General features: G+C 53.6%; 10 protein-coding genes and 2 pseudogenes. 6 read left to right on the forward strand and 6 right to left on the reverse strand.

What is annotated here, in order from left to right:
* Positions 1 to 175: 175 nt before the first annotated feature.
* Positions 176 to 2,347 carry an EAL domain-containing protein gene (locus tag RQI55_RS23840; RefSeq protein ID WP_042617046.1) on the reverse strand — a complete coding sequence of 724 codons (2,172 nt, stop codon included), beginning with the start codon at positions 2,345 to 2,347 and terminating at the stop codon, positions 176 to 178.
* Between the two features lie 435 nt (positions 2,348 to 2,782).
* Here RQI55_RS23840 and RQI55_RS23845 point away from each other — a divergent pair, with 435 nt between their 5' ends.
* The 3 genes from RQI55_RS23845 (at position 2,783) to RQI55_RS23855 (ending at position 5,703) form a co-directional block, all read left to right on the forward strand.
* On the forward strand, positions 2,783 to 2,974 hold the full coding sequence (locus RQI55_RS23845) for a hypothetical protein (protein WP_042619852.1): 192 nt from the start codon (positions 2,783 to 2,785) through the stop codon (positions 2,972 to 2,974).
* 407 nt (positions 2,975 to 3,381) lie between these two features.
* Complete coding sequence (locus RQI55_RS23850; RefSeq protein WP_042619853.1) at positions 3,382 to 3,702, forward strand: helix-turn-helix transcriptional regulator; 321 nt, start codon at positions 3,382 to 3,384, stop codon at positions 3,700 to 3,702.
* 429 nt (positions 3,703 to 4,131) lie between these two features.
* Positions 4,132 to 5,703, forward strand: a complete 1,572-nt coding sequence (locus RQI55_RS23855) for a sensor histidine kinase (protein WP_269082253.1) — start codon at positions 4,132 to 4,134, stop codon at positions 5,701 to 5,703.
* 165 nt (positions 5,704 to 5,868) lie between these two features.
* On the opposite strand, the gene RQI55_RS23860 is transcribed toward RQI55_RS23855, so the two are convergent.
* Positions 5,869 to 6,231 (reverse strand): response regulator, encoded by a 363-nt coding sequence (locus RQI55_RS23860; RefSeq protein ID WP_042619855.1) that lies wholly within the window; start codon positions 6,229 to 6,231, stop codon positions 5,869 to 5,871.
* 46 nt (positions 6,232 to 6,277) lie between these two features.
* A complete protein-coding gene (locus RQI55_RS23865) occupies positions 6,278 to 7,426 on the reverse strand; it encodes an HPP family protein (RefSeq protein ID WP_042619856.1) in 1,149 nt (382 codons plus the stop codon).
* 358 nt (positions 7,427 to 7,784) lie between these two features.
* On the opposite strand from RQI55_RS23865, the pseudogene RQI55_RS23870 reads away from it, so the two are divergent.
* A pseudogene (locus tag RQI55_RS23870) lies at positions 7,785 to 8,769 on the forward strand (IS110 family transposase).
* Between the two features lie 385 nt (positions 8,770 to 9,154).
* Here RQI55_RS23870 and RQI55_RS23875 read toward each other — a convergent pair.
* Together RQI55_RS23875 and RQI55_RS23880 are read right to left on the reverse strand one after the other, a co-directional pair.
* Positions 9,155 to 11,899 carry an EAL domain-containing protein gene (locus tag RQI55_RS23875; protein WP_311273718.1) on the reverse strand — a complete coding sequence of 915 codons (2,745 nt, stop codon included), beginning with the start codon at positions 11,897 to 11,899 and terminating at the stop codon, positions 9,155 to 9,157.
* Between the two features lie 39 nt (positions 11,900 to 11,938).
* Positions 11,939 to 13,036, reverse strand: coding sequence for a FecR domain-containing protein (locus tag RQI55_RS23880; protein ID WP_311273717.1), 1,098 nt, complete (start codon positions 13,034 to 13,036; stop codon positions 11,939 to 11,941).
* Between the two features lie 206 nt (positions 13,037 to 13,242).
* On the opposite strand from RQI55_RS23880, the pseudogene RQI55_RS23885 reads away from it, so the two are divergent.
* A pseudogene (locus RQI55_RS23885) lies at positions 13,243 to 13,831 on the forward strand (transposase); the annotation flags it as partial.
* An 81-nt stretch (positions 13,832 to 13,912) separates the two neighbouring features.
* Here the strand turns inward: RQI55_RS23885 and RQI55_RS23890 are convergent.
* The gene (locus RQI55_RS23890; RefSeq protein WP_042619878.1) at positions 13,913 to 14,338 is read right to left on the reverse strand and encodes a VOC family protein; all 426 of its coding nucleotides are present in this window, start codon (positions 14,336 to 14,338) and stop codon (positions 13,913 to 13,915) included.
* A 1,591-nt stretch (positions 14,339 to 15,929) separates the two neighbouring features.
* On the opposite strand from RQI55_RS23890, the gene RQI55_RS23895 reads away from it, so the two are divergent.
* Positions 15,930 to 16,133, forward strand: coding sequence for a cold-shock protein (locus RQI55_RS23895; RefSeq protein WP_042619860.1), 204 nt, complete (start codon positions 15,930 to 15,932; stop codon positions 16,131 to 16,133).
* The last annotated feature ends 184 nt before the right edge of the window (positions 16,134 to 16,317 follow it).

The following is a 16,317-nucleotide window of genomic DNA, read 5'->3' on the forward strand; positions in this document are numbered from 1 at the left end:
GATCGCTCGGCAGGATTTCGTTTTTGCTCGCTGGATGGCAGAAACCTTTTGTTTGCTTCCTCCTTAATTGGGAGCCTAGCCATAGGTGACTGGGTCATTAGTCGACGACCCGTTTCTTGCGCAAAAACAAATTGTTCGTCGCGCCGCGTTGGAGGTTATGAGCCCAGCCGGCTGGTCAGCCGTGCTCTTTATTAAAGTGGCCTACTTGCAGAAGCGCGATGATGTCGTCCCTAGCTATTGGGCGCGACATCAAAAACCCTTGGATGTTATCGCAGCCCAACGACTTCAGTGCATCTCTCTGCTCCTGGGTTTCGACCCCTTCAGCCGTTGTCTGTAGCCCTTGCGCCCGAGCCAGGTTGATGATCGCTGCGACAATCGCGCTTTTCTGGCCTTCTCCCATCCCCGCGATAAACGACTTGTCGATCTTGAGCCTATCGACAGTGACATTCTGAACCCTTGAGAAAGAAGAGTATCCGGTGCCAAAGTCGTCGATTGCAAACCTTACGCCGGCCGCTCTCAGCATGGTGACGTTTCGCTCAGTCTCCTCACCGCTGATGGCCAAGCTCTCTGTAATCTCGATTTCCAATCGTGCTGGTTCAATCCCCCATTTGGCCAGCGTGGTAAGAACCCGTAGCGGGTAGCCAGCGGAAGCGAGTTCGGACGCTGAAGCATTCACGGCGACACTTATGGAAGGCAACCCGGCGATCAGGCTGCACGCGTCTTCCAGAACATGCGCTCCAATCCTGTTAATGACGCCGATCTCTTCCGCGAGCGGGATGAACATATCTGGACCAATAGAGCCTAGCTCCGGGTGCTTCCACCGCGCCAAAGCCTCGAGCGAGCACGGGACCGCGCTGTCAGCAAAGTAGACCGGCTGGTAGACAACCTCGATCTGCGTCCCCGTTGCCAAGGCCTCGCGCAGGTCATGCTCTAGTTTCCGGCGGGTGCGGAGGAGTTCGTCCATGTGATTGCCAAACACCGCATATGCATTCCGTCCCGCAGCTTTTGCGTGATATAGGGCGATATCCGCCTGCCTCGTCAGTTCGACAGCATCTGCATTCGCACCTGATGCAATCGCCACACCGATGCTCGCACCAATAGCGCCATATGCCCCGTCAATCTCAAAAGGCTCGCGCAGGCCCAGGACGATTTTTTCTGCAATGGCGACGACGTCGTCCGGGTTCATCCTTTCAACCAAGACCGTAAACTCATCACCCCCGATACGCCCAATGAGAGCGTCCGGAAGAATGTCCCGCATCCGCGCAGCAACTAAGGCGATGAGTTTGTCCCCTGTTGGATGTCCATAGGTATCGTTGACACCCTTGAACCGGTCGAGGTCAATTAAAAGTACACTGAATAGATCCTCAGGCAATGCCTCCCTGAGCCGTGCCGCGAGCTCACTGTTAAAATGAGCCCTGTTAGCCAGACCCGTCAGACTGTCGCGCAGTGCCAGATGTTGAAGCTCCTGGCGATTGGAATTGAGCTTGACGGAGCGTTGCCAGATCGCATGCCCGGCCAAGCTTGCGGCGATGAATATGCCAATGATGGACAGTCCGACGACGGGGATTGTTGCGTGCAACACGCTCGTTCCCGGTTCGAACGGATGCCAATTTAGGTAACCAATTGTCTGTCCGGACTTCGAGGTAAGAGCGATATGGGAGTGGCGCTGGTCGCGAGGCATCTCAGTCGTGAACTGCATCTCGGCGAATTGGTATTCACTACCTATTTCGGCCGGAAAATCTTGATCTAGAAACCGTACCGCCACATGCTGATTTTCTTCTCCCGCCTGCTGCTCAATCTCGCCCGTGTCAGACATAATCGGTTTGACACTGACCACAGCAGGTCGTTTCCCTACATAGGTCAGATCACTCTCACCGATTGAGAGGACCTTGTCCGAGATGCCTTCCTGGTCTCCAGCGACAAGCCGTTCACGCAGACGTTTCGCAAGCGGACTATATGCCAGACGAAGGTCCTGAGGTGACACCCCGCTAGATGATTTTGCTAGAAACTGGTAAATCGGCAGTCCATCTGGCGATAAAACGACAGCGGCATCATGGCCGAAGTAGGTGTTCATCCAGCGGCCGAGGTTCACGTCAAGCCAATCGTGATCATCGTCCTTGGTTTTGGTGACCGCGTCATCCCACACGGTGGCGCTCTCTTGATCATGAGCAACGGATGATTGAATTTTGGCTACGATCAGGGTGGCGAGACCCTTCTGCCGCTCCGCGGCAACCTCGTCGGCTTTGGCTGCAGCCCAGTAAAGAGTACTGAGTAGCATCGCTCCAACCAGAGCCGCCACGCTTGCCGGAATGAGCCATTTCAAGAACCACTGTGACTGCCTAATCATGCGACATCTGCCTTTTCATCAGAGGGAACCTAGATCATCTGGGTTAAGCCTCAAGGAATGGAGACGGTTAAGTTTTGGTTGTTATCCTCATCAACTAACCCAAGCGTCTTGACCTGCAACCAACGTCGAGTCTGCGACGCGTCGAGAATTGGGCTTGAGGTTTGGAGAGAATCCGCGCCATCGATCACGGCCCTGGTATGATCTTTATCGGATGGCCAGCTCCAGATGTTGAAAAGTGTTCAATCAGATCCGTTACGAAGCCAACGGCTTGACGAATTAACTGAAGCACAGTTCCAGGAAATTGGTCTCTTGCACGACAGCCTGATAATCGGCTCTATAAGTTTCCAGTTTGAATGCCGTGCAGCTTAAAATCTGCCATGATAGAGCCTTGGTCCGAGCCCCCGCTCAGGCAGCAATCATTTTGGGAGATATAGAATGCCGGACCTCATCTCAAAGGAAGATGCACGCCTTTGCGCCAGCATTGTCACGGAGGTCGCACGTGCCCAGGGCTTCCTCCGGGAACCCGCCGCAATTGGGCGTCTAACAGTCTCAGTTGCCAAACTCTACAACAAAGGCCTGCGTGATCGCGACCAGCTTCTTGCGGCAGTAATGCAATTGTCGAAGTGATGTCGACTTCAACGCTCGCAGTCACAATTGCCCATTGCGCGCCATGGAGCATAGTAACAAGGGATCACGCTGGTCAGATCCTTTGTCAAGGTTAAGCCGCACAGCAAAATCTGGGCAAGCTGCACTGAACCGCTAACCTTCATTTCGAAAGATGTGTTGAAGTTTGCCTATCTCACGCCTGTAATTTTCGTTTTGCTTGCAGCGATGGCGGCCAACAGCAACCAGCGATTGTAAGACGTTAATCTTTTATAGAAGAATGATACCAATCGATAAGGGTGTTTCCGCCCTTATCTGCTACAATATTCGCGCAACACAAAGCCCCAATCGGCAAGCCAATCTGCATTCGATGCGACCAAGCCTTGAGCAAGGTCCATTGGCTATTATTATTGCACTACAGGAGCCGACCAATGTTACCCAATATAGAAAAAGCTCGATTGTTTGCCAGTCTTGCGAATGAGTTTCGGCTAGATATTCTCTCGATCATCATTGAACGGGAGGCTTCGGTAAATGAGTTGTCTGCTATCCTGGGAAAGAGCCAGTCATCCGTATCTCAACATCTGGGGAAACTCAGGCAAGAAAATCTTGTGACGACACGTCGTGATGCGCAGACCGTTTATTACTCCTGCCAGGATCCGCGTGTTTTCCGAACCTTGGCAGTGTTGGATAACATGCGAGGGAATGACCTTGTCAACGGGATGGCAGTGTCAGAGCTCTTGCGCTCGGCTTGAATTCGAATGCATACAAGCTGCGCGCGACCGGAAACGGCTTATTTTTTCCGATTTTCCAGCGTGAACTAGCTATCTTTTGTCTTTGCTTGAGAGGCAACGCCCGATAGTGTCGTATGAGCTGACGTAGTGCATCGGAAGATGCAGATCGACCGCTCAGCGGGTCAATATGCTTCCTCCGCTAAACATTTTCCCAGCAATAGCAAAAATCGTACGTTAGACTGTCACTAGAGTGACCGTTTGCTTGAGTTGTCCAACGCGGAGAATTCATCCCTCATATGTACCCGTTGACAGAGGATTAAAGTCGTTCAATGACCGAACTGTCGGCAATCTGTCGAGCACACATGGGGGGAAGTAGTGAGAAGACGACTTCTAGCCGTTGCCGCAACTGCGCTGCTTCCAGCTCTCGTACTTCTGGCTTACAATGAAGTTGTGAACCGGCAGCAACGAAGTGCTGAAGTCCATTTGCAGGTTTCTCAAATGGCACGTCTGATTTCTTCGGAAACACAACGCATTCTGGAAGGAGCGCGTAGTCTCCTTGTCGCCGTGTCTGCATTACCAGCTGTCGCCGATCTCGATGCCGAGGATTGCAGAGCCACCCTCAAGCGGCTGACGGGTAGCCTGACCATGACGGGTGCGATCCTTGTGATAGACATCAATGGAAGGCTTGTTTGTGACAGCGACGGAAACGCAGCTGGCATCGATTTTTCTGATCGTGGCTATATCAAAGAGGGACTCGCGGCCAAAGACATGGTGGTTGGGGAGTATACAATCAGCAAGCTCACAAACCGGCCGGTGCTGCCCGTCTCGATGCCGCTGGTGCGGGATGGCCGAACCATTGGTGTCGTTGCGACCGGCATACGGCTTGATTGGCTGCAGGCGCGCGTCACAGATCATGGTGTGGCGCATGGTAGCGCCGTCACAATCGCGGATCGGAAGGGCACCATACTCGCACGCCAACCTTTCTCGGAACGTTTTGTCGGCACCCCTATACCCGACCAATTCCGTTATCTTCTAACCTCACCGAGGCCGGGCGCTCTGGTTGTCCATAGCCAGGATGGAACGGAGAGAGTTATGGGCTATCAACCCATCACGCCAGACACCCCCCTTTATGTGAGTGCGGGGTACTCAAAGACCGAAGCTTTCGCAGCCGTCAATCGCACGACATTGACAGGCTTGGCGACGTTGGTCTTCAGCACAGTACTCGCGTTCGCGGCATCGTCCTACGTGGGAAGGCGGTTCGTTCTCCGACCAATAGACCGGATTACAACCGTGCTCGATGAATGGAAGCGCGGCAACACAGCCAGTCGCACGCATATGACAGAAGACAGCAATGATCTAAGCCGTGTCGGAAGCTCGCTGGATAAGCTGCTAGATGAACTTGACAGGCGTCGTCTTGCTGTAGAAATAGCAGAAGAACGGCGCAACCTTCTGTCTCGCGAACTGACCCATCGGGTGAAAAATACCCTGTCTATCGTCAGTGCGCTCGCCCGACAGACATTTAAAGGGCCAGACCCTCGTGTTGCCTCCTTCACCGCTCGTCTTACGGCGCTAGGACGTGCCTACGATTTGCTTCTCGCGGAGGACAGTCAGGGCGCAAACATTGGCGATATCATCCGAAATACGTTGGCTTCCCATGATGTGGACAATGCACGGCGCTTTCGTATTGAGGGCCCGTTCCACGCAGTCGATCCAGAGCTTGGGTTAGGATTGTCTCTTGTCATCCATGAACTCGGGACAAACGCTACTAAATATGGAGCACTCAGCAACGAATGCGGCTATATCAGCATCAACTGGCGTCTGCACGAGGGGCGCCTTGAGCTATCGTGGGAGGAATACGACGGACCACCGGTTAATGCTCCAGACAAAGAGGGCTTTGGATCGAAACTGATCCGCCGTGCCTTCCCTGCGAAGTATCAGCCGCAGGTGTCCATTCTCTATCCTCCAGATGGCCTAAGGTTTTGCTTGTCATTCACAAGATCCGCAATTTCTCCTGAAAGTTAGAGGGTTTTTCGATTCATCTGGATAATATCTGCAGGAACTGAAATGGTTTTGGCATTCGAGGTGCTAGAAGATGTCGACGGTGAAGCGCCACAGCTAAACCTTTAGCCGCCACTTGATGGTAATGGCGAAGCCAATGAAATCGCCCAGGTCCGGTGTGCTGTCGCGTTAGATCATTTCCCGTATGGTCTGGATGATTTTTGATGGATCATAAGGCTTGTTGAAAAACCGCCCGACCACCGGAAGGGTGTCGTCACTCATCGCACGATGTCCGGATGTCACGATGATTTTAACCGGCGGCCACCTGTCACGAACTGCAGCTGCTAGCTTTAAGCCGTCCATACTGCCGGGCATATCAATATCGGTGAACATCAGACAAACTTCGGGATGCTCGCTAAGGATGACGATGGCTTCATCGGCATTTGACGCTTCCAGTACATAGAAGGCGTCATCCTCCAGCCACTGAACGATATCCATGCGGACGAGAACGTCGTCCTCTACGACAAGAACCGTTACGCCGCTGTCGCCCATCCCCAAAACTCCATCATGGCTATACGAGCTGGGTTTGTGTTTCGGTCTACTCCTTTGCCCTGTCGGCAAGCATACCGACCATCACATCCGACTGAGAAATGATCCCGGCAAGTTTCTTGTCGCCGCTTACAACCGGCAGATAGTGTAAGCCCTGTTCTGCCAGAATGATGATCGCATCTTCGACTGGCGTCTCTGGGGACACAGTTTTAACCGGATATGTCATGATGTCTTTAACCGTGCCGTTGGGAGCGCTTCGTCCTGAGAATATCAGCTGAATTCGTTGAACAAGGCCGATGGTCGGGCGGCCGCTTGCCCAGCTTGCTTTGTCGAGCAAGTCTGTCTGCGTCACGATGCCAACGACCACCGCGTTATCATCTGTCACGGGTAAAGCCTTAAAATGGTGGTTGCGCATCAATTCATGAGCGGTTTTCAAAAGATCATCCGGCGCGACGCCTACAACGTTGCGGGACATGATACTCGCGCAAGCCAGATGTGTGGCTCGACGGCGGTAGGAGCGCAGTTCAGTGCGGCGCAGTATCGTTTCAAGATCGTCGCGATCGATGTCCAACACCTGATCGAAGTCCTTCAGGACATCATCCAGATCGGCCGACGAGAAACCAATGCGCTGGACTGGCGCCGGGTCTTTCGTGCCGTGGTTGGTTGGCTGAATGCGCATCGCGTGCGGATAACGACGGCCAGTCAAATTGTTGAAGATGAACGCCACGGTGAGAAGCGCTATGGAATTGCCCGTCACCGGCCAGAGCACGAAGCCATAGCCAAGATCGTGAATGGCCGATCCGCCAAGAACTGCCGTTAAAGCCACCGCACCGCTTGGTGGATGCAGGCAGCGTAGAGCCATCATGGCCGCGATGGCGATGCTTATGGCGAGCCCCGCGGCCACGAAGGGATCCATCACCAGCTTTGCAATTACAACACCGAGAACGGCGGAGACGATATTGCCGCAGAGAATGCACCATGGCTGTGCGAGCGGGCTGGAGGGAACCGCAAACAGCAGGACGGCGGACGCCCCCATTGGGGCGATCAAAGCAGGCAGAGCCGCGGTGTCGCTGATCGCCAGATGTCCCAGAAAACCGGTCAGGAGAATACCAATCAATGCACCCATCGCGGAACGAAGCCGCTCCTTATAGCTGACCGGCATCGCCTCTGGCAGGATCACGTGCAACAGATGTCTCATTCTGCAAGTTCTCGTTTCTCATCAGGAATTCGCGTTCTAGCAGAAAACTATCCGCTGTCTGCATGTCACGTGAACCTGCCTTGGTGGCTGACCGACCGAGTGTTGAAATTCGGCGTTCTGTGATCCACTCAAGCTTGCAGTGATGTCTCCGATGAGGCGCATACACCGTGAATGCGGAGCAAACGATTGTTCTCGTCCGCAATCGCAAAAGGCAACGGTGCCCGCCTTGATGTTGGAGTGGACGGCCCCTGAACGGCATCGAATGTGCCAGAATGAGCTGTTTAGATCTCAATCGAAGGGGCCGCCCATGGACAAGATTATTCGTAATGGCATGGATACGTAAAAGCATGTCTTTCAATTGCATGGCGTGAATGCCGGAGAGAAGCCGGTCTTGCGCAAGAAAATGCGACGTAGGGAGATGATCGACTTCTTCACGATCTGCCCGCCAAACTTTAGTCGCGATCGGCCTGTGGTGGTTCGCATCATTGGGCACGGCTGCTCGCCTCATTCGGACATGAGGTGAAAATGATCGCGCCACAACTCGCCAAGCCATACGTCAAGCGGAACAGGAATGACGCGGCCGACGCCGAAGGGCTGTGCGAAGCGATGAGCCGCCCAACAATGCGGTTTGTTCCGGTTAAGACAGTTGATGAGCAAGCAGCACTCATGCTGATCAGCGTCCGTACCCGTCTGATAGCTAACCGCACTCAACTCGCCAATGCTATACGGGGTTACGCCAATGAATTCGGCATTTCCGCAGCTAAGGGGCTAGCACATATTCCGATGCTGCTCGAAAGGGTAAAAGTTGAGAAAACTGTGCCAGAGCTCGCGCAGGAATTGTTCATAAGCCAGGCGGAGGAATACGCTGAACTGGAGAAGAAGATCGCGATGTGGAGGCGAAGGTAAAGGCATGGCAGCGTAACGACGAACGCAGCCTACGTCTCAACACCATTCCCGGCATTGGACCAATCGGCTCGGCTCTTTTGACAATGAAGACTCCCGCTCCAGAGCTCTTCAAATCTGGTCGCCAGTTCGCAGCTTGGATAGGGCTGACGCCAAAAGATCACTCGACCGGGGGCAAGATGCGGCTCGGTGGTATCACGCGAGCCGCCGATGAAGCTCTGCGAGCCATCCTGGTGAATGGAGCAACCGCTGTCATTCATCACGCGCGGCGATCTGGCAAGGCTTCTCGATGGTTGGCGGAACTGCTCAAGCGCAAGCCGCCTAAACTGGCAGCTGTCGCACTCGCCAACAAGATGGCGCGCATAGCTTGGAAGCTCATGGTCTCTGGAGAGACGTACAGCTCGCAATCAGGGCCGAGTTTGAAGGGATGCGCCACATGAAGATTGGGGAGCAAGAACCCAAGACATCCTGATTGTCACCACGTGTTGGTGATACAACAACTTGCAAGATGATAGCAGATGGTGTGATCGATCGATCCGGGACACAGGATACACCGGGAATCCCATTGGCCCATCGAGGCCGCCTTGATGTTTGGGACCTGTGTTGCGGAAACCATCTTGGCCAGCGTTCATGTGCGAACGCAAAAACAGGCCGGACATATGGACGCAAGCGATCAGATCAAATTATCTCAAAATATACTGCGGGTCGGGGGCCGTCCACATATGGGAATCGAACCTCGGGCTGGCTACCGATTACGAGACGAACAACGGTTTTAAAAAAACCTCATATGTTTCGACCACGACTGCGCAATGGGACATTTCAAGACTAAGCGGCGGTCATCCAAGGTGGCTTTGCGATCAGCGAGAGGAGGTCAGCTGAGCTTAGCGGGCGACCGTATAGGTATCCCTGCGCGACCTCACATCCCATCGTTTTCAAAAGGTCAGCTTCGCGCTCCGTTTCTACGCCCTCTGCAACGACAGCAAGTCCCAGTCCTCCTGCAAGAGCTTTGACCGCCTGAACGATTGCAAGGCTTTGAGCATCGTGGGACATTTTTCGTACGAATGACTGATCGATCTTCAGTTTATCCAGTGGAAAGCCCGCGAGATAGCTGAGCGAGGAGTAGCCGGTACCAAAATCATCAAGGGCAATCGTGATACCTATGCTCCTCAATTCTCCGATCATCTGGAGGATCGGCGCGCTATGCTCCACGAGCGCGGACTCGGTAATCTCCAGATGCAGGCGCGAAGCTGACAGTCCTGAGACTTCCAGTGCATCTTTCACCTCGGCAACGAGATTGCCCCGGGTCAGCTGGATTGCCGCGACATTGACGGCCACGCTTATATTTCCGGGCCAACTGACGGCTTGCCGACATGCTTCTAGAAGCGCCCATTTGCCAAGCTCACAGATGAACCCGTTTGCTTCTGCTATGGGAATGAACGTGGCCGGTGATACCATTCCATAATCTGAATGCTCCCAGCGAAGAAGCGCCTCCGCTCCGACGACGGTACCTGATGCAAAATCTATCTGAGGCTGATAGAGAAGAAAGAAGTCGCCTTTTTCGAGGCTTTCACGCATTGCATGCTCAAGCTTTCTCGCGCTAAATTGGCGCAATGCCGACGCGGGGTCATAAGCCCTCCAGCCACTTCCAGGTATAGTCTTGGCTTCCTCGAGAGCCTGCTCGGCTTTCTCGATCAACCCCTTATGATCATCACTGACCGTGTCCGCGCTGGAACAGCCGACCCTGACGCTGACCTTGATTAAAGTGCTCGCTATCTCAAGAGGAGATTCGAAGATGTCCAGAATTGTCTGCGCACAACGCTCAATATCCATTATCGGCGACGCCGCGATGGCGACAGCGAAAACGTCGCCCTCCAGGCGACCGACAGAAAGAAAATCCTCGTTCGTCAGCAGGCGAGCTGAAACGCCTCTCAACAGCTCGTCCCCAAACTTTCTCCCCATTGTCGTATTGACCACGCTGAAACGGTTAATTCCTACCGCGAAGACAAGAGGAGAAGCTTCTACCTTCTCGATGTAATCGTTGAATTTTCTACGGTTCAGGACCCCCGTGAGGTCGTCGTGCTCAGATAGATACTGCAATCGATCCTCATAGGTCCGCCTTGCTGTCACGTCGCGGATGACAAGGCTGCCGATAAATAGCTCGGAAGGCTCTTTCCCTGCCTCAAACCGCGTTGCCCCCGGAGATATTGTAGCCACAACTTCGAAATGTGCGCTCATGTCACCGAGCGCTAAAGAGAAACTCCCCGATGAACGTTGGACAAGCTGACCGTCAAAACGGTGCGCGACAACGAGATTGTCGACGAGATCGAAAATATCCGGTGGAAGAACTTCATAAAGTTTCTTGCCTTTGATGTCACCTTCGGTGTTCAGCATCGCTTGGACCGAACGGCTTTCTTCGAATACCTTCAGGTTGTGATCGAAGGCCAGAATTCCGTCGGTGCTGTCGACGACGATCTTGCCAAGAAGGCGGCGCATGTTCCTTTTCTCGGCATTGGCAATCTCTGCAATCAAGCGACTGAGGTCGACCTTTTCGGCCATGAGGAGTGCGAGGCTAATAATAGTAATTGTCCAGCCGTTCGCGGTGTAAAGAATTACGCTGGTCTGTCTCTGTAAGAAGAACGATACAACTTCGCCTACTAGCAAAGGGAGGAGTAGTAGCGGAATGCTGATCAGTGTGCGGCGTCGTTTCAGCCCAAACACATTCATCACGACGAGGGCAGCATATGCGAGGAACACGCCACGCTGATCGAATTCGGTGAGGACGCGATCCTGTAGCAGCGTTTCGGCGGCAAGAATATGGATCATTGGCCCCGGCAACTGCCCATAGACGGGTACGGCGAAAATGTCTTTTAGTTCTGTCGCATAGGAACCGATAACGATTGAGCGGCCAGTGAGCCGGTTCATGTCGAAGATCGGATGGAGCAAATCTCCAAGGGAAATGGTCGGGACGGTAGAAGGCAGAATAGAGAAGTCGATGCGCGGTTTGCCCGCCGTCATAGTAGACTTGCTTAATAGGGCTGGTACGGCCTGAACCAGCTCCTTGTTATACATATCGGCTAAAGTAAAACGTGTTAGTAGGCCATCGCTATCGGGAAACACGTTGGCTGAACCAAGCCACGAATTTTCTGCCAAAGAAGGAATTGGCTTTGTGGCGTCTATGCCGTTGTCATTCGCCGCTGCTTGCTGTTTGAAGATCGGCAGGATAACGCTACCGCCGGCGTTCTGAAGGGCCAAGCGCAGACGCTCATCCTCCTGTCGCGTGGATGGCGTGCTAAAATCGATATCAATAAAAATGTCGTTGACTTCTGCCTGCGTCAGCTTTTCGAGGATTGTCGCATAAATGCTGCGAGGCCAGGGCCACGTACCGACGCTATCGAGAGTTTTTTTGTCAATTGCCAGATAGACGATGCTTTGGGAGGCGGTTCGAGGGGCGGCCGAAAACCGATAAGAGATTAGCTTCTCATCGAAATATCGAGTGAAGGAAAGACTTTGTCCGAGTAGGGCGGTTGCGATCATTGCCACTATGAACAACACATGGATCAGCCGTGACAACGTCAGTCCCAAAAGTATTGACTGGCATCTCTCCATAGATCATCTACCATTGCCATTGCCATTGCCATTGCCATTGCCATTGCCATTATTCCCGTTGCCGGAATTACCGTTGCTGTTGCCGCCCTTTCCATTGGCTTGGCTGTTACTACCTTGTCCATTGCCCTGCCCCCCGCTACTAGAATTCCCGTTTCCGGAGTTGCCGGAATGGCCATTGCTGTTGCCGCTACTTTGATTGCCGTTGGAACCGCCATTGCCGGTGCCCTGGCCGCTATTGCCCTTACCATTGCTTTGCCCCCCGCTACCAGAATTTCCGTTTCCGGAGTTGCCGGAATGGCCATTGCTTTGGTTGCGGTTGGAACCGCCGTTCCCCTTACTATTGCTGCCGTTCCCAGAATGGCCGTTACCATTTCCGCTCTTTTCTCCACCAGACGCCTTGTTGCCCTTAGAGGCAGAACCATGTCTCTGGGAAGACGAGTTCGGCGATGCAATGGAGGATGCATCTGGTTTCGAGCTTACTGCCTTGGTTGAACCGATCGCGGGCACTCTGCCGACCGAAGGAGCTACTGATGATATTGAGGGGGCAGCGCCTTCACTGGAAACAGTCATGCCACGGGAAGAATCAACGGCCGCGCGCTGTCCGGGACCAAGATCCGTCCTTTGGCCTGACCCGAATGATGTCACCTGTACAAGGCCTCGATTGACGGAGACATCGGCACTCTGCTTCGTCACCTCCACCCTAAAATTAGTACCCTTTACAACTGCGGCCAGAAATGGCGTCTGCACCGTGGTGTGTGGCGTGTTCCGTTTTTCGATCTCTAGATCGATCGTGCCGACCTGTTGATATATTTCCGTCCTTCGCTCGAAAATCCCGGACTTGGTGAAAAGACCCGCTAATGTGTTGGGCTGGAACGTTATGCTTTCAATGCCGCGCACAAGCTGTGCGCGCCCTCGAGGGCCGGTCGATATCCATGCTTTATTTGGGATAGGATCGCCCACCTTCGCAGGTTTCCATGTGACTTTGTCTATAGTATAATTTACCTGCTGGCTGGCCTTGGCCACCAGCCAGTCAGCATCGCTGGCTCTCGCTGCAAAAGCCATCATAAGAACCAAGATTGTTGCTGATAATACGCGATACATTTAATGCCCCTAACCTTGCAGGACTATCCCAGCCTCAGTTTAATAAACAGCTAAAGTAGTGATTCAAAATAGTTGCCTTGTTAGTCTTAAAGACGGCGTTATGCACAATGATCCCTTTGACCTTTCTGCGGTCTCGGCCTGATCCCGGCTTTGCGAAGCCAGTTTCGGAACCGCCGCCTAAAACGGTTAGTCGCCCTGAGATCGTTCTTGGCCCAATGACGATCCGTCTTGAGGAAGGGGCATCAGCCGCCCGGATCGCCGCCATCGCGCGTACTCGCAACGGCTCAGTGCCGCTTGCCGAGGATGGCGTCAAGCGGATCGGTGAGCAGTATCGGATCGAGACCGAATTGCGCGGTTTTGATCCGGAGGTTCGCATGACCGGACGGAAAGAGCGATCAGCGCCGCTCGTCGCCGACATGCAGTCCTGGCTTGTCCATCAACGCGCCACTCGTCGCAACCAAGTCGCCGCTCGGCGAGGCATTGGCTTACATCGCCAAATACTGGGATGATCTGAAGCTCTTCCTGACCGACGGCCGCGTCGAGATCGACAACAACACCGTCGAGCGGACCATCCGGCCGATTGCTCTCACTCGGAAGAACGCGCTCTTTGCAGGCCATGACGCGGGAGCAAAGAACTGGGCGACAATCACCTCGCTGATCGAAATCTGCAAATCCAACGCCGTCGATCCGCTGGCCTATTTGACTGCGACGCTCACCGCCATCGTCAACGGCCACAGGCAGAGTTGCATTGATGGGCTCTTGCCGTGGAATTATTCGGGACGAACAAACGGCTGAAGCCTGCTTTCGGCCTGAAGCGGACAAGCCGAAGCAGGTTCACGCGTCCACCTTCCGGTGTTGGCGCACCGTTCAAAAAGCTCAGTCTGCTGGAGGGAGCAGATGAGGATTCCAAACCACATCCCACAAATGTCCGTCGGGATCACGGAAGTAGCCAGCGTAGCCGCCGTAGAAGGTGGACACGGGGCGTTTCACGATCTCGGCTCCGGCCCGCTCAGCGGCGGCCATCACCTCCTCGACCTCTTCCATCGTTGACACATTGTGGCCAATGGTGAAGGACGTGGAGCTAGGCGGCTGTAAGGGCAACCCTGTGTCGTGAGCAACGTCGCTCTGCGACCAAAGCGCCAGCTTTAGACCTCCACCCATATCAAAGAACGCGACCGTGCCATGTTCGAACTCTTGTCCGATGATCCCTTCAGTCGGCAGCCCGAGACCATCGCGGTAGAATGAAACCGATTTTTCCAGGTCGGAAACGCCCAGCGTCATCACTGATAGTCTAGCTTTCATACCCATACTCCTACTCTCGGCACGCGCACCGTGCTCATGCCGTGGTAGTCTTGGGCCGCTAGATAGAAGCGGAAGGACCCACATTGTGGGGGGCGGGCCAACCTTCCCGAGCCTAACCTGTTTTAGACAGAACCAAGCTAGCTTCCTGTGGCTCCATCGTCAAGCACCACCGCTTGTGGCGCATTCTTGCCATCAATGTCGTAGCGGCATTTTTCGGAAAGCCCAATCAAGCTTGGTCAATGTGTGAGGAAAACACCGCTTACGGTACATTTCGAGCCTTGCCCGGTACAGTAGCGATGCTGCGACACTTATCTGAGCACTGACCTTCACACGCGATGAAATCCAGTTTCTGCGGAATTTACCACTCTTCCGTCACCCCTCAGGGGTAAGTGGCCTCGCCAATTGAAACGGTCAGCGGAAAAAGGGCCTACGCGAGCGCAGCCCTCAGAATTGTGAGGTCGATGCCTCTAGGAGAAAGCGATGAGTATATATGTTCTAGGACTGCGTACCCATTTTGATGCGAATGTTGAACAGGGGCAAGTTCCCCTTCTCTAAGCTAAGAGGGTCATTCCGCTCTCTCAGCGGCTACAAGCCGATCCAACAAGAGCTTAAAATCTTCTTCTGTACTGATCGGCTTGAAAGAGAGAAGCCGGCTTGCGGCAAAGCGCACCATATGGCTTGAAGTCAGATGTTCCCGGTCTCTCGCCTCAGTCTTTAGTTGGCGAGTCAAGTGATGTTCCGACAGTCGGGAGATGTTATCTATCTCCCGGACGGGACGAGACAGAGCATCTTGATCCTGACTATCTGCTACCCGTGTTTCATCTTGTCTGCGGCCGCTACCAGTTTCCGACATTGTCTATCCTCCAAGTCCTCAATAGAACAAACTCGGCAGAACCTGCTCTGTTCCGATAATACGGGATTTCAAAGGGCGTCATTTAGACGCCGTTACGTTTGACGCGGGCCGCATATCCGTAGTGGCCGATGCTCTGTCGTTCGGCGCTTCTCGTTGTGGGAACCCGGAGCCGAAGAACGGGTAATCTTGCAACGCACGCTATGTCCCTGCATTTAAGGAACGACACCAGCGTCGTCGCGTCCGATAACGGGGATGCAGTGGCGATTTCTGACAGACCCGGAATAGGAGATTGTTGGCAGGCGTGGTCTGGTGTTAGTTTTATACGCATGGATGAGTCGCCTCGTAAATCTAACCTGCTCATGAGGTTTCAACGTCATTTGGCTGAAATGACCGTGGTCATTGCCGGCCCGTGCATAATGACGTTTACTGCCAGCCAAATCTGGCAGGGTTACGCGTTTGGCGAAAGCGCTAACACTTCCCGCACCCAGGACATTGTTACCTTCCATTTGCTTCATGCAGTCATGATTGGAGTGGCGTTGTGTGCGCTGACAGTGAGCGTTGTGATAGCTCGACACCTTTTGCTACGATACAAGCAATCCGCAAAAACTGTAGGAAGATGATGGCCCTTCTCTTCCGCACGCCCTCGTTCTACAGGCACACCTCAGCGGCGATTGATTCGTCCCGCCCCACGCTGTAAAATGAAAAAGGGCAGCGGCTGCTAGGTACCGAGGAACGATAATGGCAACAGGTACAGTTAAGTTTTTCAATGACGAGAAAGGGTATGGCTTCATCACGTCTGAGAAAAGCGGTCACGATGTCTTCGTTCACATTTCGTCTTTGCAACAACGCAGCACGTTACGAGAAGGAGAGAAAGTGAGCTTTGAGATTGGCCAGGATCGCGATACCGGTAAATTGCAGGCCGAAAAAGTCAGTGTGCTTTAGTTATGCGAAGCCAGTGTCGCTGACATCGTCAATGATTTGAAAAACCTGAAGCTATCTCCGAGACAATGTATTAGCAGTCATTGAGTGCGCTCGCACGCCACTCGCGGCGTCGAAAATGGCCGTCGCTTCTTTGGTTACTATAGTCAGTATATTAATCATTTAAGATTATCGTGGTGGCAGCAAA

The sequence above is a fragment of the Rhizobium sp. WCS2018Hpa-16 genome (assembly GCF_031843705.1).
Lineage (GTDB): Bacteria > Pseudomonadota > Alphaproteobacteria > Rhizobiales > Rhizobiaceae > Agrobacterium > Agrobacterium tumefaciens_C.

Coding starts and splice junctions, on each gene's coding strand:
- RQI55_RS23840 (WP_042617046.1), bottom strand. CDS start 2,347: ATGATTAGGCAGTCACAGTGGTTCTTGAAATGGCTCATTCCGGCAAGC.
- RQI55_RS23845 (WP_042619852.1), top strand. CDS start 2,783: ATGCCGGACCTCATCTCAAAGGAAGATGCACGCCTTTGCGCCAGCATT.
- RQI55_RS23850 (WP_042619853.1), top strand. CDS start 3,382: ATGTTACCCAATATAGAAAAAGCTCGATTGTTTGCCAGTCTTGCGAAT.
- RQI55_RS23860 (WP_042619855.1), bottom strand. CDS start 6,231: ATGGGCGACAGCGGCGTAACGGTTCTTGTCGTAGAGGACGACGTTCTC.
- RQI55_RS23865 (WP_042619856.1), bottom strand. CDS start 7,426: ATGAGACATCTGTTGCACGTGATCCTGCCAGAGGCGATGCCGGTCAGC.
- RQI55_RS23880 (WP_311273717.1), bottom strand. CDS start 13,036: ATGTATCGCGTATTATCAGCAACAATCTTGGTTCTTATGATGGCTTTT.
- RQI55_RS23890 (WP_042619878.1), bottom strand. CDS start 14,338: ATGAAAGCTAGACTATCAGTGATGACGCTGGGCGTTTCCGACCTGGAA.
- RQI55_RS23895 (WP_042619860.1), top strand. CDS start 15,930: ATGGCAACAGGTACAGTTAAGTTTTTCAATGACGAGAAAGGGTATGGC.